The following is a 19,975-nucleotide window of genomic DNA, read 5'->3' as shown; positions in this document are numbered from 1 at the left end:
AAGCCGGTAAATGATAACAGGTTTTGAACAAGAGTAATCTTCATTAACTATTTAAACTCATATAATGTTAGAAGAAATTGAAATTTTTATAGAAAAAACTGTTAAAGCCTTTCAATTGCCCGGATTGGCTGTGGGAATCATGGAGAATGGTGAGGTGAAATACCAGAAAGGCTTCGGTTTCCAAAGCATTGACAGTAAAATTCCTGTTTCTGCAAATACGGTCTTTCAACAGGGATCGTTAGCCAAAGCTTTTGTTGCAACGGCAATTATGCAGTTGGTAGAACAGAAGAAGATCAGTCTCGACGAAAAGGTGGTGACCTATCTTCCTTATTTCAAAATGAAAGATCCGCGGTACCGGGATATTACTATCGGACAAATCGTTTCCCATACTTCCTGTATACCCGATGTAGAAAGTTTTGACTGGGATTCGCCCCAAACCGATGAAGCTGCAGCGAGGAGATATGTAGAGAGTCTTGGGGATATTGCCCTGCTGGGAGAGCCAGGTAAAATTTATCATTACAGCAATAGAGCTTATAATATTCTGGCAGATGTTATCCATGTTACTTCAGGAACGATCTTCGAAACCTACATGAAAGAAAACCTGTTTATGCCTATGAACATGGCAGACAGTACTTTTATCTATGGTGAAATAAAAAAGGAATTGCTGGCCTGGCCGCATCAGCTCGACCGGAATTTCAAGAATGCAAAGCGTGATGTTTATCCCTATAACAGAATTCATGCCCCCAGTTCTACATTGTACGCTTCCATGACAGATCTAATGAACTGGATCACCATGAATTTGAACGGCGGAACTTTCAACGGCAACCAGATAGTGAGCAGTGAAACACATTCACTAATGATGCAACCGGCAGTTACTACTGAAACGGATACCTATATGTGCCTGGCATGGAAGAAGGCAATACGACATGGACATACCCTGTTGGTATCATCAGGCGGCGAACCTGGTTTTAGAAGTTTCCTTATCATGGCGCCTGAAAAAAATCTGGCAGTTATTGCAAGCTGTAATTCTGACACACTTTCTGCAGAACACATCGGCCTGCCGGTGATCTTAAAACTACTCGGACAGGAATTGCCAGAACCTAAGATGCCTATCTATTTTCCCATGGGACGTACTATACTCGAAAAGGGCATTCATCATGCTATAGATGAATATCATTATTTGAAAAATAATTGCCCGGAACAATATGATTTCCATGAATCGCATTTGCATGACCTAGCTTTTAAACTACTAAACAAGAAACGCAAGGCTGATGAAGCGGCTCATATTTTCGAGCTCAGCATTGCTTCCAATGCGAGTTACTGGTGGACCTTTAGTGGTCTGGCACAAGCGTATGAAAGATTGGGAAAAAAGGAGAGCGCTGTACAAAATTATGTGAGGGCGCTTGACATGAACCCCGGAAATCAATTTATTATTCAGCGGCTCGAAAAGATCGGGTATTTAAATAAATAGTCATCACTCCTACCACAATGACGAAAGAACAACAACATAATTGGACCGGTCTTGAAATTGCCATAACAGGAATGTCGGCCAGGTTCCCGGGAGCAAAGAACACCGGCGAATTCTGGAAGAACCTTGTTAATGGAGTGGAATCTGTCCGCTACTTTTCCGAAGAAGAATTGACCGCATCCGGAATTTCTGCTGAAAAGTTCAACAATGATTCTTATGTAAAAGCAAAAGGGATCATTGATGGAGCAGAATTCTTTGACTCGGCTTTTTTTGGATTTACGCCGAAAGAAGCTGATAAACTGGATCCACAGATAAGATTGTGCTGCACCACTGCTTATGAAGCGTTGGAAGATGCAGGTATTGAACCAGGCGCCGATTCGGAAGTGGTAGGCGTTTATTTGGGCGCTTCGCCCAACCTAGACTGGCAAAACCATTCATCTTCGGGCGTAAAGCTTTTTTCAGATGGGTTTGCAACAATGTTGATGAATGATAAAGATTTTTTGAGTACACGTATTTCTTACTTATTAAACCTTACAGGTCCCAGCGTTACGCTGTACACAGCATGTTCCACCTCATTGGTAGCTGTAGAAATGGCTTGCCAGGCTTTGCTCACAGGTAAATGTGATACCGCTTTGGTTGGCGCAGTTTCTTTATCGCTGCCGGTACAGGCTGGTTATTTTTATGAGCCAGGCATGATCATGTCTAAAGACGGTCATACCCGGTCTTTCGACCAGCAGGCTACAGGTTCTGTTTTTAGTGACGGCATTGGAATGATCGTATTAAAACGCCTTGAAGATGCATTGGAAGAAAATAATACTATCCATGCAGTGATCCGTGGGATAGGTATCAATAATGATGGATCTGAGAAGATTGGTTATACTGCTCCCGGGGTAAAAGGACAATCCGAAGCTATTGCCATGGCGCACCAACTGGCATCAATAGATGCAGATGCCATCAGTTATATTGAAACGCATGGCAGCGCTACGCCAATCGGCGATCAAATTGAAATAGAAGCATTGAATATTGCATTCAGCAAAACGCCCAATGATTTCAGGTGCCCGGTTGGTAGCGTAAAATCCAATTTCGGTCATTTGAATACGGCTGCAGGTATGGCCGGCATCATTAAAACGATACTGATGCTGAAAGAAAAATGCATTCCGCCAAGTTTGCATTGCGAGCAGCCGATCCCGGTATTCTCATCGCCCGGTAACCGGTTTTATGTGAACACGAAACTTGTTCCCTGGAAAAATAACGACAATTCTTTGTTGCGTGCGGGTGTAAGTTCATTTGGCATTGGTGGTACCAATGTACACCTGGTGCTGGAAGAAGCGCCCGCTCCTGTTGTGGAAGCTGAAACAGATAAAGATCATTTTCTCCTTACGCTTTCTGCAAAAACAGCAGGTGCATTGGAACAAATGACAGCAAATCTTGCGCAGTATCTTGGTGCAGATCCTGCTGCCTCTTTAGCAGATATTTCTTATACCCTTAATACCGGTCGTAATACATCTTTTGACTATCGCAGAAGTTTTGTTTGCAATAGTATTGACAATGCGGTGCAGCAACTTTTAAATCCGCACGAGAGGGGTGTACAAACGAATACAATAACCGCTTCTACAGGGCCACTTTTATTTATGTTACCCGGCATCGGTGCTCAATATCGTAACATGGGCGCCAACCTGTATCGGCAGATCCCTTACTTCCGTGACGAAGTAAACCGTTGCCTTAATATACTTGAAAATGCAGGTTTTTACCAGGTAAGAGAATGGCTGTATCCTTCTGCACAGGAAGGCAATGTAACAGCGAATGAAAATAATTTCCAGCTTACACAAACTGCACTTTTTGTTTTTGAATATTCTTTATCACGCCTGCTCATCCATTGGGGACTGAAGCCTGACTATCTTGTTGGTTACAGTCTTGGTGAATTGGCAGCAGCCTGCCTGGCTGGTGTATTTACTTTGGAACAGGCCTTGCATGTGCTCATCAAAAGAGGCAAGCTGATTGATTCGCTTCCTGCAGGCATGTTACTAAGCGTACCACTCCCTGCCGCCGAAGTAAAGCCCTTATTGCGCCAAGGTATCTATATTGCTATCGATAACGGCCCTACCTGCATTGTTACAGGTAACAAATCAGCTATTGAATCTTTTACAGAAACCTTAAAAGAGAAACGGCTGTTGTCGTTCATTATACCATCTTCAAAAGCTATTCATAGCCCATTGGTAGCTCCGGTACTCGATGAATTTAAGAACTATCTCGATACACTTACGTTACAGGAACCCGGCATCCCTTTTCTTTCTAATGTTACGGGTGACTGGATCAGTGCGGCCGACGCAACATCTTCATTGTATTGGTGCAGGCATTTATCACAAACGGTTTTGTTTGGCGATGACCTGCAGAAGGTAGCAGCTATTTCACAGGCAGTAGTTGTGGAAGTGGGTCCCGGAAATGATCTGAGTGTATTGCTGCAACGCCTGTTGCCCCAGGATAGAAAGGCAAAAGTGATAAGTACAGTTAGGAATGCAACCGGAAAAAAGCACGATAGCGATTTTTTACTTCAGAAAATAGGCCAGCTATCGACGCTCGGCTATACAATAAACTGGAAACATTTTTATGCAGGTGAAAACAGGAGAAAGATCTCCCTGCCAACCTACCCATTTGAAAATACATATCATACGATTAAGCTGACGCCGCGTGATGAAAGTAATGGTAATGGCCGTGGCGTTAATAAAGACAAGGATATTTCCAAATGGTTTTATGTTCCATCCTGGAAAAGAACTACTGTCCTCAAAAATGAGGAAGGATCAGTTAAAAATTATTTGCTGGTTTTTGATAATGACAATACAATAACAAATGTATGCCGGTTACATACATCAGATATTATTACCGTAACGAAAGGGAATTCATTTCAGCAACCTGAACCGGGAACATATATCATCAATCCCGTTAATGCCGGTGATTACAGTCTTTTGTTTCAGCATTTAGCGCAGCGGGGAATAACCCTGTCGAGACTGGTACATGGCTGGACGCTTGGTAAAAGCACAAATGACTTCCTGAACATAGAAACAATAAGACAACAGCAGGAAGATGGTTTTTATAGTTTGATGCATAGCATCAGGGAACTGGGAAAAACAACCGGTTTGTCAGATGCGTTGACAATAACCGTTGTTACTGATCATTTATTTGAAGTAACGGGGCAGGAAAGGGTAGAGCCTGGAAAATCGCCGGTACTGAGCCTGATGAAAGTTATACCGCAGGAATATCCGGGTATCCGTTGTAAAATGATTGACCTGGACGAAGAAGGCCTGGCAGGGGGAATGCGGCCCGGAATTGTAAACGATCTGCTATCGCAAGGCACTGGTGAAGTGATTGCCTGGCGTGGGCATTACCGTTGGATGCAGGATTTTGCACCATTGGCATTAGATGCCACTCCTGCAAAAGTTAAGGGATTGAGGAAGAACGGAACTTATTTTATTACCGGCGGTCTTGGTAATATCGGGATGTCGATTGCCCGTTTTCTGCACGAAGAGTACCAGGCTAATTTAATATTGATAAGCAGGACCAGTGTGCCTGACCCTTCAACATGGCAAACTTATTTAAACAATGAAGCAGATGGTTTGCTTGCAAAACGAATAAAAGGATTGCAGGAGTTGCAGGAACGCGGGGCCAGCTTTATAACTATCGCTGCAGATATTGCCGATATAGAGGAAATGGAGAACGCTGTTGAAATTGCCGAAAAAAAGTTTGGAACCATTCATGGTGTTTTTCATGCAGCGGGCATTATTCGTGCCGCCGATTTTCAAACCATCGGCGAAATGAATGCGGAAAATTTTGAAACACATTGCCGCCCTAAAATATACGGCGCGCTTACAATATATAAGATCTTCAGTAAAAGGTCATGCGATTTTGTTTTGATGACCTCTTCATTGTCGCCTTTATTGGGCGGTATTGGCCTGGCTGCCTATGCTGCCGCCAATCAATTCCTGGATTCGCTTTGCGGATTGCTTGCTGCGAAAGGACTACCCTGGATCAGTTTGAACTGGGCCGATTGGAAGGGTTGGGAAAATGAAATGACGGGGATTAAGATAAGTGGGGAAGCGGTTCAATTGAACATTACGCAAACAGAAGGAATTGAAACATTACGGCGAATCTTACATTATGCGTTGCAGGAAGGGCAGGTAGCTATATCTGCCGGGAACCTGTTGAAGCGATTAGACAATTGGGTTTTATTTAAAAATGAAAATCCGGCAGCCATCAAACCTGTTGCTGGTATTGCAACAGCTGCTAACAGGCCTGCTGTCTCAAACGAATATGTGGCGCCGGTAAACGATATAGAAAAGAAATTGGTGACATTATGGGAGGAGATCACCGGGTTTTCAGGTATTGGTGTAGAAGATGATTTCTCGGAACTGGGCGGCGATTCGCTCAAAGCAGTGATCATGCTTTCCCGTGCCAGAAAAATACTGGATACAATAATTCCGCTGGGAGAATTTTTTAATAACCGTACCGTTCGTGCGCTGGAGCAATTGAGCCGGCAAAAGGAAAAGAAAGCATTTCAACCCATACCCACTGTTTCGGAAAAAGATCACTATTCACTCTCCTCCGAACAAAGACGCCTGTTCTTCCTTCGTGAATTCGATGAATCGGGTACAGGTTATAATGAAACGCATGTTGACATTATTGAAGGGCCGCTCAACATCAATAGAATGGAAGATGCCTTCAGAAAGATCATTGACAGGCATGAAGTATACCGCACTGCTATCATCATGACGGAAAACGGGCCTGTGCAGCAGGTGAAATCGCATGTAGACTTTCAGGTTAACCTGTTCGAATCAACGGAAGAAGAACTTCCCGAACTGATCAGGAACTTCAGTCTTCCTTACGATTTTTTAAACCCGCCTTTTTTAAGAGTAGGGATTGTGAAGCTGGGAACCAACCGGCATGCACTGATCCTTGACCGGCATCATATTGTTTCAGATGGTATTTCAACGGAGATCCTGTACCATGATCTCATAGAATTGTACGAAGGCCGTGAATTGAACACCTTAACTATTCAGTATAAAGATTACGCGGAATGGCAGGAACATGAAAAGCAGACACAGCGGTTAAAAACACAAGCCCTTTACTGGAAGAAATTATTTGCATCGTCTATTCCTTTGTTAAACCTGCCTGCTGATTATGCCCGACCAATGGTTTCCAATTTTGAAGGGGGGGTGATCAATTTCACACTTGATAAAGAACTTACCAAGGCTATTCGTAATACCTGTGCACAACACAATCTTACAGTTCATAATTTATTATTATCAGTTTTCAATATCTTCCTTTCAAAGCTCTCGGGCCAGGATGACATAGTTGTAGGAACACCCGTGGCAGCAAGGCGTCATCCCGACCTTGACCCGATTATCGGAATTTTTGTAAATACATTGCCGTTGCGCAATTTTCCCCAAAAAGGAAAACCGGTCAGCGAATTTTTCCAGGAAGTTAAAGAACATGTGATCGCATCGTTGGAAAACCAGGAATATCCTTACGAGGATATGCTCGAACAGCTTTCAATTGATAAAGACCCAAGCCGTAATCCGCTTTTTGATGTGATGTTTGTTTACCAGAACCTGGACGTAAAACATATGAACTTCCAGACTATTAAACGAACACCTTATCCCTATTCGGCGAACAAGTCGAAGATGGACCTGAACCTGGTGTGCTGGGATAATGAAACAACCCTCGATTGCAACCTGGAATACAGCGCTTCCATTTTCACTCATGCTACCGCACAAAGGTTTGCCACTTATTTCAACAATATTCTGCTTGGGGTAATTGAAAAGCCTGAACAGCTGATCGGCGAAATTGATTATTTGCCGGCAAGTGAGAAGCATCAGTTGTTGTATGATTTCAATTCGCTTAACGCTGATGAGTTTTCGGGCGATGTGCTACAGCAAATGGTAGAGCGCCAGGTACAACAAACGCCGGATGCAATTGCAATAGTCGATAATGAACGAACAATTACTTATCGGGAGCTGAACCACCTTTCAAATCAGCTTGCCCACCGGCTCAGGAAAATGTCTGTTCGTCCCGATGACCTGGTAGCATTGTTTACCGGAAGATCGGCGCAGATGGTGATAGGAATGCTGGGAATATTAAAGGCAGGTGGCGCTTATTTGCCTATCGATGTAAATCTGCCCTCCTCGCGAATAGAATATATTATTACTGATAGCTGCATTCGATTATTGCTGTGCGATAATTCAACACTCGAAGCAGCAAACGAACTACCTTCACAGTTTACGGTGTTCAACGCAGATGAGGCAACCCTGGCTGAAGAAGATGACACGGATCTGCCGCTTGTTAATAAGCCTTCCGACCTTGTTTATGCTATATATACATCAGGATCAACTGGCAACCCCAAAGGAATTTTGCTTGAGCATAAAAATGCAGTCAACCTTGTTCAGCATTGCATACACCATGCAGAACTTGATTATAAAAAAGTATTACAGTTTAGTACTGTTTCCTTTGATGTTTCCTTCTCTGAAATATTCTACACACTTTGTTCAGGCGGTACATTGCACCTTATTGATGAGGCAACCAGGAAGAATATAACCGGTATGCTTGAATTGATTGGTAAGCACCAGATCAGTACTGTGTTTCTGCCAATGTCATTACTGCATGTATTATTTAGCGATCCGGCGTATGCAGAAGCTGTACCGGATTGCATAAAACATATTCAAACTGCAGGTGAACAGGTAACGGTGAGTGAAGGACTGAGGAAATACCTGCAGCGAAACAAGGTTTATTTACATAATCATTACGGGCCTGCCGAAACGCATGTTGTTACTACACTGGCTTTGTCGCCAGAGGAAGAGATACCAACATTGCCTTCGATCGGCTACCCAATTATCAATACGCCGGTTTATATTGTTGATTCGGAAAACCGGTTGGTACCCATTGGTGTAACAGGCGAATTATGCGCTGGTGGTGCGCAGGTTGGGCGTGGCTACCTGGGAAAAGAAGAACTTACCAAAGAGAAGTTTTTGCAGAACCCGTTCAAAGAGAACGATCGTATTTATAAAACGGGCGACCTTGCAAAGTGGCGTCCCGATGGTTCAATTGAATTTCTGGGCCGTGCCGACAGGCAGGTGAAGATCCGCGGCTACCGTGTAGAGCTAGGTGAGGTAGAACAAGCCCTTGTTGCTCTCGATGGAATAAAACAGGCAGTGGTAGACCTTCATCAGCATACCACCGGTGATAAATATCTCTGTGCTTACCTGGTAACAGATACGCAGGCCGATCATCCGGCAATAAGGAGATCATTGACAGAGAAACTGCCCGATTATATGATACCATCGCAGTTCTTCTTCCTTGATTCAATTCCGGTTACTCCCCATGGCAAAATAGACAGAAGCGCCCTTCCTGCGCAAGACGCGATGGTAATGAAGGTGCTCGATAAACCGGCTAATGAAGTTGAACAATCTTTGCTGAGAACCTGGTCACAGCTTTTGCATAGGGACGAAGAAGCGATTGGCACTACTGATAATTTCTTTGAGGCCGGTGGACATTCTTTAAAGGCCATGCAATTGCTGATGCGGATACAAAATGAGTTTAAAGTAAGGATCAGCCTGCCCGATTTTTTTAAGAAGCCAACCATTCAGTCGCTGGCTGAATCCATTCGTCAACGACCTGGCACTATTTGGAATGGGATTGTTCCAACACAGGAAAAGGAATTTTATCCTGCCACTTCAGCACAAAAAAGATTATACTTTTTATGGCGGTTGAATCCAAAAGGAATAGAATATAATATTACTTCTGTTTACAGGGTAGAAGGCGGTTTGGATATTAAGCAATTGAACAAGGCAATAAGTGAGTTGATCAATCGCCATGAGATTTTGCGAACCAGGTTTGAGGTAAAAGGAAATGATATTGTTCAAAAAGTAGCTCCTGCTTTACCGTTTGCTGTTGAATTGATAAACACCAATGCTGCAGAACCGGTTCACGAATATATGCGTGCTTTTATTCGTCCTTTTGATCTGCACACGCCGCAGTTATTCAGAATAGGTGTTATTCAGAAAAATGAAAACTCCTGTGTGCTGCTGATCGATTTTCATCATATTATATGGGATGATGTGTCGTTCGGGATCTTTGCCAGCGAACTGAAGTCGTTGTATGAAAATGCCAAACTTTCTGTTCCAGCACTTCAGTTCAGGGATTATGCATGTTGGCAGCAAACTGAAGAATTTTCGCAGTGGATGGTAAGGCAGGAACAATATTGGCTCAAAGAGTTTACACAGCATTTACCACCAGTGACGCTTCCGCTCGATCATGCCCGCCAAAAAGTACGCAATTACGAAGGAGATGCGGTAGATCATTTGTTTGATGACGAAACAGTTGCTTTGCTCAAAAAATATCTGGCTAAAGAAGGCGCTACCACCTACGCGTTTCTATTAACTGTATTCAATATTGTATTATCAAAGCTCACCAATCAATACGATATTACGATCGGTAGTCCCGTATCGGGCAGGCGCGAGGCTGTACTGGCAAGTATGCCGGGGATGTTTGTGAATACAATAGCCCTTCGCAATTTCCCAAAACCCAATCAACCCTTTACTACTTTCCTGTATGAAGTTATGCATCGTATGCAGCAAGCCTTCGACAATCAGGAGTACCCGCTTGAGCAGTTGGTAAACAAACTGAAAATACAAAGCAAGCCTGGTCATAACCCTTTATTCGATATAATGATCGAATTCAATTATGAACAGGAAAACAACCTGCAGCTGAATAAACTAACAATAACGCCGTTGCCCGGGAACAGGCTTGTATCGAAATTTGATCTTACCTTATTGGGGCATGAATGCAACGGTGAGTTGAGGTTGGAAATGCGCTATGCCAGCAAGCTTTTCAGCCAGGAAACCATTTTGCGCTTTATGCAATCTGTAGTGGCAATTACCGAACAGGTATTGGCTAATCACGAAATACTGTTGTCAGAGATCAACCTCGCTGCTGTAGCTGTATGTTAAGCCCCGGTTATTCTTATAAATAATGTTCCTACTAATAAGCTATTTACAATGAGCACTATTCAATTTCTTTTTGCAGAAAATTTTTCGAAGTATGCAAATAAACCCGCCCTTCAATGTGGCGAACGCATACTTACTTACCGGGAACTTGACGACAGATCGGCAAAAATAGCCGCATATCTGCTGGCAGAATATGGTAATACCCAATGTATGGTAAGCCTGTTACTCGAAGACAGGATAGACATGATCGTAGCTATCATTGGCATCCTGCGCGCCCGGTGTATTTTTATTCCGATAGAAACAAATTTGCCGGCCAGCCGCATCGGACACATGCTTTCTACAACCGGCTCGCAAATTATTATCACAAACGCAACCGGTACTCTGCCTTATCCTGCCATTAAAACGGTAGAATTTGATGAGATAATGACCCGGCAGCCTGAATCAATTAACTGGCCGGTATATAATGAAAATGATCCTGCGTATGTATATTTTACATCCGGTTCTACCGGCAAACCAAAACCGATCTTAGGAGCTAATAAGAGCCTTGCGCATTTTATTAGCTGGGAAATAAAAACACTTGGGCTCAATGATTCTGTTTGTGTGAGCCAGCTGGTTAATCCGGGTTTCGATGCTTCGCTACGGGATATATTTGTGGCATTGTGCACCGGTGGCACCTTGTGCATACCCCCTTCACAGGATATTCTTTTAGATCCTGTAAAATTAACAGCATGGCTGAGTGCGCAATCCGTTCATGTAGTGCATTGCGTTCCCTCATTATTTAAGTTGATCAGCCATGGAACAATTTCAAAAGAAGAATTTCCCTCCTTACGATATATATTAATGTCGGGAGAAAAAATACAAGCCAGCGACCTTAAGCCCTGGTATGCCTCAATTGGCGACCGTGTGCAGTTAGTGAATTTATATGGCGCTACCGAAACTACTTTGGTTAAAACATGTCATTTTATTCGGCAAACAGATGTAGCGGCAGATATCATTCCTGCCGGAAAAGCAATCGATGATACAGAGATCCTGCTGCTTGATGATGAAATGCACCATGTAAAGCAGGGTGAAGAAGGAGAAATATTTATCCGCACTCCTTATCGTTCGCTCGGATATTTGAATGAGCCGGTATTGAATACCCAAAAATTTATACAGAACCCTTTCAGCAATGACCCAGCTGATATAATATACAAAACAGGCGACAGGGGCCGCTTTACATCAGAGGGAAACCTGCTTGTACTGGGACGTATTGACCGGCAGGTAAAGATCAGAGGCAAACTGGTGAATCCCGATGAGATCGAATTGAATTTGCTTGCATATGAAGGTATAAAGGAAGCGGTAGTAACAGCACGCATATTGAAAACGAACGATTATGAACTGTGTGCTTACCTGGTATGTAATAAAGAGGTGAGTTTGAGTTCGCTTCGTGCGCACCTTGCAGACCGGTTGCCCAACCATATGTTCCCCGTATCCTATACATTTCTGGAGACATTACCACTTACACCAAACGGAAAAAGGGATATAAATGCATTGCCTGAACCTGCAGCCATGCAGGATGACAATTTCATGGCGCCACAAAGCGAAACAGAAAAGAAATTAGCTGAGATCTGGGCAGGCATCTTTGAAACCGATGCAAACAACATCAGCAGAACAGCCAACTTTTTTGAATCGGGCGGGCATTCCTTACGCGTCGCCATTCTTGCTTCGCATATTGAAAAGGTTTTCCGGGTAGAAATGCCCTTGCTGCAGATCTTCGAATTTCCCATGCTGGCAGATATTGCCGGGTATATTGATCAGGCCGAACAGCAGCAGGAGAACACCATTGCGAAGGCAGATGTAAAAACATTTTATCCATTGTCTTCAGGGCAGGAAAGGATCTTCTTTTTACAACAATACAGCCCCCGCAGTACAGCGTACAATATTTCTACCTTATTCAAAGTAAACGGCAACCTTGATACAGACCGTTTGCAAAAAGCATTTGAACAGGTGATTGCCCGGCATGAAAGCCTTCGCACCAGTTTTGAAATTGTCAATGGCACTCCCTGGCAACAGGTTCATGAAACTGTTCCATTTTGTATACAGTATGCAGAGCAAAGCGGGCAGCAGCTTGATAAAATGATCAAAGAGTTTATACAGCCCTTTGATATGAGCATACCTCCACTAATGCGGGTTGGGGTTATTAAAATAAAAGAAGATGATTTTATTTTGATCGTAGATGTTCACCACTCCATAGCAGATGGTACTTCACTGGTAATACTGATAAAGGAAATGCTTCATTTTTACCAGGATGGCCAGGCTGAACCTGTCAATATTCAGTACAGGGATTTTTCAGAATGGCAGCATGCGAATAGTGAAAGTGAGCGTATGCAGAAACAACGACAATTCTGGATTAAAAAATTCAGCAATGAGATAACACCGCTCGCATTGCCATTGGATCATACAAGACCTTCAAAACTGAACCTGGATGGACAATCAGTGCGGTTCCTTGTCAGAAAGCAATCTATTGACGCACTCAAGCAATATGCATTGCAACAGGAAACCACCTTGTATGTAGTTTTGCTGACAGGTTATCTTGTAATGCTGAACAGGCTCAGCAACCAGCGAAATATTGTTGTGGGAACGATCATTGCGGGAAGAAGGCATGCCGACCTTTCGCATACAATTGGCATGTTTGCAAATACATTGGCCATCCCATTCGATATTGATCCCGGCATGAGCCTGCAAAGCCTGCTAAAACATGTGAAAACACAGGTGCTTGATGCGTTTGAAAACCAGGATTACAATTACGAGGATCTTATCAGGGACGTTGTAAAAACAAGAGATGCAAGCCGTAGTCCCCTGTTTGATGCTATGTTCAATTTGCAGAACATGGACCTCCCCGAGATCGCACTTCCCGGAATTAACTTCAGGCGCTTTGATATAGAAAAAGGTATTTCCAAGTTTGATCTCACTTTACGGGGTATTGAAGAGAACGACCAGTTTGAATTCACCTACGAATACAATACCCATCTTTTCAATCGCAATACTATTGACCGGTTCACTTATTACATTCATCATATACTCGATGAAATGATCAACGCCCCGCAAAGCAGCGTTGGTAAAATGGATTTGCGTACACCGGAAGAAAAGAACGCTTTTTCAAAAGAAATAGCAGAACCTGTGCGGTTATTCTCTGAAAAAAGAATTCATGAGTTGTTTGAAGAACAGGCTGACCGCATACCATTGCAAACAGCATTGAAATATGCAAACAGCATTTATACCTATAAAGAAGTAGAACAGCGGGCCAATCAGGTTGCTCATGCCTTAAAAGAACAAGGTATTAGGGAAGGAGAGGTTATTGCTTTACTACTGCCCCGTTGCCCCGATACAATTATTGCCATGCTTGGGATTGTAAAAGCCGGGGCTGCTTTTCTACCTATTGAACCCGGGTATCCTGACGCAAGAAAGCAACATATGATAACCGATAGTGGCGCCAGGATCTTGCTTACAGATAAAACAATTGCCGGCGATCAGGCTGCTTTTTTCAAGACCATCCATATTCCTGTTTATAAGATGGATGATAAAAATTGGTGGCTGGGGCAAAGCGCGGAAAGAATTCAAACGAAGAGCGGAAAAGATTCAGCAGTCTATGTGATTTATACTTCCGGTACTACCGGGTTGCCCAAAGGAGTAGTGATCAATCATAGCTCAATGGTAAACTACATCTGCTGGTCGCTTGAAACATATGTACAGGGAAGGCCGGCCGTATTTCCTTTCTTTACTTCTTATTCATTCGATCTTACCATAACTTCATTGTTTGTGCCACTCGTTTCGGGCAATACGATCATTGTTTATCCCAAAGACACGGAAGATGGATTGTTGCTGGAAAAAATATTTCAGGAAGATGAAGTAACGATCATAAAGCTTACACCTGCTCACCTTAAAATAGCAATAAATCTTCCGGTGATCCCCAAAAAGCTCGAAGCAATGATTGTGGGCGGGGAAGCATTGAACTACCAGGCGGCCCTTGCAATTCATAAAAGATCTGCTGGTAAAATTGCTATCTATAATGAATATGGTCCTACTGAAACAACTGTAGGCTGTATTGTTCACCGGTTCAATCCGGCTGAAGAATTTGATTCAGTTCCAATTGGTGTTCCCATTACCAATACATATGCCTATCTCTTAAATGAATCAATGCAACCTGTTCCGGATGGTGTGCCGGGTGAACTTTATCTCGGCGGTCTGCAGGTAGCACAGGGATATTTGGGCGATGTAAAAAAGACAGCGGAGAAATTCCTGTCCGATCCGTTTACCGGTAGTGGAAAAATGTACCGGTCGGGCGACCTGGCACGGCGGCTTTCCAATGGCCTGCTGATGTATATGGGAAGAATAGATGACCAGGTTAAAATTGCGGGTCACCGCATTGAACTTTCGGAAATTGAAAACCAACTATTGACTTTCCCCGGTATTCATTCCGCAGCGGCGGTGGTAAATGAAAATAAGGAAGGAGATAAATATATCATAGCCTGCATTACGGCTGGTGAATCAATTGCTGTTGATAAACTCAAACAATATGTCAACAACATATTGCCCGCATACATGCAACCTCACCAGTACTTGCAGGTGGAGGAAATTCCGCTTACAACAAATGGAAAGGTGAATAAGGATGCGATCATAGCAATAGCCCGAAATAAAATTGAAATTGCAGCGGCGCCGGTAACGGAAGAAGAAACAAGTGATATGGCAGAACAGTTGCGAATGATCTGGAGTGAAGTGCTGGCCGTTTCAAAGAATGAAATAACCGCGAATGCGGATTTCTTTCGCCTGGGTGGCCATTCCCTTACGGCTATTTCCCTGCTTTCGAGGATCATGAAAAAATGGAATGTGTCGATCTCGTTGAGCGATATTTTCGATGCGGCAGTTTTTGAAAAACAACTGGCATTGATCAACAGCAACACGGTTGAACAAAAGAAGCCGGAACAAACGCTGGCGCCGCTTACTCCGCGTGCAGTACTACCTCATTATCCACTATCCTCTGCACAGCGGAGATTATTTGTACTGCACCAGTTATCGCCTCAATCAGTAGTGTATAACACCCCGTTGATCTATATCGCAGAAGGAACAGTGGATGTTGAAAAAATGGAACGTGTATTCAGGCAACTCATTCATCGGTATGATAGTTTCCGTACGGTGTTTACCCTGCAAAATGGTGTTCCGGTGCAGGAGGTTCGTAATACCTTCGATTTTAATGTGTCAACCTGGCCGCAGGCCGACATACCATCTGTCATCAACCAGTTTGTTAAACCTTTCTCGCTCGATGAAGCGCCTTTGTTACGAGTTGGTTTAATGAAAATAGATGAAACCCGCAGCCTGTTTATGATCGATACACATCACATAATATCTGATGAAGTATCAGTGGGAATTTTGCTGCGCGATTTTGTTGCATTATACAATGAAAAAACGCCTGCAGCGCCGGCATTGCAATTTAAAGATGTGGTGCAATGGCAGCAGGATGAAGGTTATCAGCAACTGGTTGCCCGCCAAAAAGAATTCTGGATGAAACAGTTGTCGGGTACCTTACCAAAAGTGAGCCTGCCTGCTGACTATCCAAGGCCTTCTGTAAAAAGTTTTGATGGCAGTACCATTACATTTACACTTAATAAGGAATATACCGATAAACTTAAAGCGTTTGCCGACCAGCAAAAGGTGACCTTGTATATGGTATTGCTGTCGGTCTATAATATCCTGATCAGCAAACTGAGCGATCAGGAAGATATTATTACCGGTACCATTACTACAGGACGTAAACAGGCAGAACTGCAGGATGTGCATGGTGTATTCGTAAATACAGTGGTGTTAAGAACATACCCGAAAGCGCAGTCTTTTTATAAAGATTTTCTGCAGGAAATAAAGCAAACAACGCTGGCTTGTTTTGAGAACCAGGATTATCAATACGAAGACCTGGTTGAAGCAATAGGAGTGGAAAGGGATACAAGCAGCAATCCTTTGTTTGAAGTGATGTTCAATATGCATTTTCTGGCCCAGGAAAAACTGGAATTACCGGGTTTCAATTTGCAACCATATCCGCACCATACGCCTACCACGAAGTTCGATCTGAACTTGCAGGTAACGGAAATAAATGGAGAGCTCCGGTTTAATTTCAGTTATGCTACTTCTATCTTTAAACGCACTACGGTGGCACGGTTCGCTACCTGTTACCAGGCATTGGCAAATAGCATTGTTGAAAACCCCGGGCAACTGATCGCAGATCTTTCTTTACTGCCGGCCGCAGAGATCAATAAGATCGTTCATTCCTTCAACGATACACATCTTGAATATGCAGATCAAAAATTAATTCACCAGCTTTTTGAAGAACAGGTATTGAAGAACCCTTCAGGTATTGCCTTGCTTACCAGTGAAAGCGTGATGACGTATAAAGAGCTGAACCAGCAAGCCAACCAACTTGCGGGCGCGTTGCAAAAAGAAGGGATTGGCCCGGGCAAATTTGTATCGGTCACACTGGAGCGGGCGCCGGAAATGATAGTTGCGGTATTAGGTATTCTGAAAGCAGGCGCAGCTTATGTACCCGCAGAACCTTATTTACCCTGTGGCCGTATAAGCACCATTTTGCAATCATTGCAGATCTCAGTTATCATTACAGATCTGCAGAACCTGAATAAAACGGCAGAATGTACACGCGGACTCGATTTTGTAAAAACAGTGATCTGTATGGAGGATCTGCTGGGGCTCAATGGATATATTTCCAGTGAATATCATTGGAAACTGGTAACGCCTGAAGCTATCAGTAAAGAGAGCGTCAGGAACCCGAAGGCATCGATCACAAGTGAGTCACTTGCGTATGTGATCTTTACTTCAGGCTCAACCGGTACGCCTAAAGGCGTATCTGTAAAACATAAACCGGTTATCAACCTTATAGAATGGGTAAACCGCGAATTCAACGTGGGTCCCGATGACAAACTTTTATTTACTACTTCGCTTGCCTTCGACCTGTCGGTATATGATATTTTCGGAACGCTCGCAGCCGGCGGTACGGTACGGATTGCACTAAAGAATGAATTGCAGGAGCCCGCATCGCTGGTTGACATAATGGTTAATGATGGCATTACTTTTTGGGATTCTGCACCCGCCTCACTGCTACAGCTTGTTCCTTATATGAAACGGTCGGCGGATAAGAATACGGCATTAAGACTCGTATTCCTGAGCGGAGATTGGGTGCCACTAACGTTGCCCGATGCAGTTAGACAGGCTTTCACGAATGCGAAGGTGATTGCCCTGGGTGGCGCAACCGAAGCAACAGTATGGTCGAACTATTTCCCCGTTGAAGAAATAGATGTAACCTGGAGAAGTATTCCTTACGGCAAGCCTATTCAGAACGCGGCCTATTATATCCTGGATAAAAACCGGAAAGTATGTCCTATAGGGGTGAAAGGCGATCTGTACATAGGTGGGGAATGTTTGGCAAACGGATATATCAACGATAAAGAACTGTCGGCCAAAAAATTTGTTCCCGATCCGTTCCGTCCGGGCGGCACTATGTATTATACCGGTGATAAAGCTCGCTGGTTTGAAGACGGTAATATCGAATTTTTGGGAAGAGAAGATTCACAGGTCAAGATCAGGGGTTACCGCATTGAATTGGGCGAAATAGAGCACCAGATGCTGAAACATCAGGGCGTGCACACCGTAAAAGTGATTGTACGCACAGCAAGCGGCGGCAATAACTACCTGAGTGCTTATTATGTTGGCGAGGCGGGTATAAGCGAAAAAGCATTGCGTTCGCAGCTGGCTACCTGCTTGCCTGAATATATGATACCTGCTTATTTTGTGCAATTAGAGCAAATGCCCGTAACATCGAACGGTAAACTTGATCTGAAAGCGCTGCCTGACCCTGCTGTATCAACAGACGCTTCTTATGTTGCTCCCATGAATGAGATAGAGAAAGTGATCAGTGAAATATGGGCGCAGATCTTGAAGCTGCCTGTATCGGCCATTAGCAGGGAAGCCGATTTCTTTAAGTTGGGCGGCCATTCGCTTACAGCTACGTTCATGTTGTCGCATATTCACCAGCGTCTTGATGTAAAAATACCTTTGATTGAATTGTTCAGAAGGCCGGTGTTGCTTGAACTGGCAATTTATATACATCAATCTTATAAAGAAACGTTCAGAGCTATTACTCCGGCGCAAGCCTGTGAATACTATCCGGTTTCATCGGCACAAAAACGGATGTTTTCACTGCAATACCTGATGCCCGAGCTCTCTGCTTATAATATTCCGGTTGCGTTTGAACTGGAAGGCAAAGTGGATGCCCGGAAAATAGAAGACGTGTTCCGTGCATTGATAGATCGCCATGAAGTATTGCGCACAACCTTTGCATTGATAGATAACGAGCCTGTACAAACGGTACACCCAATAGTACCCTTTACGTTGGAAAGATACAGTAGCAATAAACAGCGCGCAGATGAAATGATCAGGACATTCATCAGGCCGTTTTTCCTGGAAGAGGCGCCCCTGGTTCGCGCAGCACTTATTGAAATGGGCGAACAAAAGCATTTGCTTGTATTGGATATGCACCATATTATTTCAGATGGTTTCACTATTGATATTCTGCTTCGCGATTTCATGGACCTATACAATGGAAGAACCTTTGATAAACAGCCATTGCAGTACAAGGATTATACTAGTTGGTATCAGCACCCGGCTAATAAAGCAATGCTCCAGGATCAGGCAGACTACTGGCTGAGGCAGTTCGGTAATGGCGTTCCTGAGCTGCGATTGCCACTGGATTTTCCGAGAAACGGCTATATGGACTTTGAAGGGGACCTGGTACGCTTTACCATTAATGAAAAAACAGATGACAGGCTTCATCAGCTGGCCGAGAAAGAAGGTGCTACTTTGTATATGACTTTGCTGGCTGCCTTTAATGTATTGCTGGCAAAACTAAGTGGCGGTGAAGATATAGTTACAGGTTCGCCTGTTACCGGGCGGCGCCATTCCGAATTACAGCAGATAGCCGGCTTGTTCATTAACGTTGTAGCCATCAGAAACCAGCCTTCTACTAAAAAATCGTTTAAAGATTTTCTGGGTGAAGTAAAAAAGAATTCGATCGCCGCTTTTGAAAATCAGGATTATCCTTTTGATGAACTGGTAGAAAAGATCGTAAAAAAGCGTGACTGGAGCCGTACACCGCTTTTCGATACATACTTCTATCTTAACAATATTGGTATCGCTGATCTGAAAATATCAGGGTTAACGATAAAACCATACCATATCAATAAAACCCGCACCCAATACGACCTCATGCTGGGCATGGCTAAAACAGAGGAAGGGTTAGGCGGTGTATTCACCTTTGCAACCAGCCGCTTCCGGAAAGAAACAATTCAAACTATTGCTTCCGAATTCAGCCAGCTCCTTGATGCAATTGTTGAAAACCCCGATTGCACAATCGGTGAACTACATCCCGCTGAAAAAGCGGAGTCTTCTTATCGCTAATATCAACTGGTACAATATTTTT

The 19,975-nt window shown here is 43.6% G+C and carries 3 protein-coding genes; all 3 read left to right on the top strand.

Translation table 11 applies throughout. The features are described 5' to 3' along the window. Positions 1–64: 64 nt before the first annotated feature. Genes GGD38_RS09265 through GGD38_RS09255 form a run of 3 tightly spaced genes read left to right on the top strand, consistent with a single transcriptional unit; the run spans position 65 to position 19,953 of the window. Complete coding sequence (locus tag GGD38_RS09265) at positions 65–1,471, top strand: serine hydrolase (RefSeq protein ID WP_375298281.1); 1,407 nt, start codon at positions 65–67, stop codon at positions 1,469–1,471. Between the two features lie 17 nt (positions 1,472–1,488). Then, positions 1,489–10,464, top strand: coding sequence for an amino acid adenylation domain-containing protein (locus tag GGD38_RS09260; protein ID WP_375298282.1), 8,976 nt, complete (start codon positions 1,489–1,491; stop codon positions 10,462–10,464). Between the two features lie 48 nt (positions 10,465–10,512). After that, a complete protein-coding gene (locus tag GGD38_RS09255) occupies positions 10,513–19,953 on the top strand; it encodes an amino acid adenylation domain-containing protein (RefSeq protein ID WP_375298283.1) in 9,441 nt (3,146 codons plus the stop codon). Positions 19,954–19,975: the final 22 nt, after the last annotated feature.

Origin of the sequence: Niastella sp. OAS944, from assembly GCA_024809215.1 — a bacterium.
In the GTDB taxonomy this organism is placed as follows: Bacteria; Bacteroidota; Bacteroidia; order Chitinophagales; family Chitinophagaceae; genus Niastella.
The sequence above is the reverse complement of the archived record's forward strand: the minus strand, read 5'-3'. Positions and strand labels throughout refer to the sequence as shown.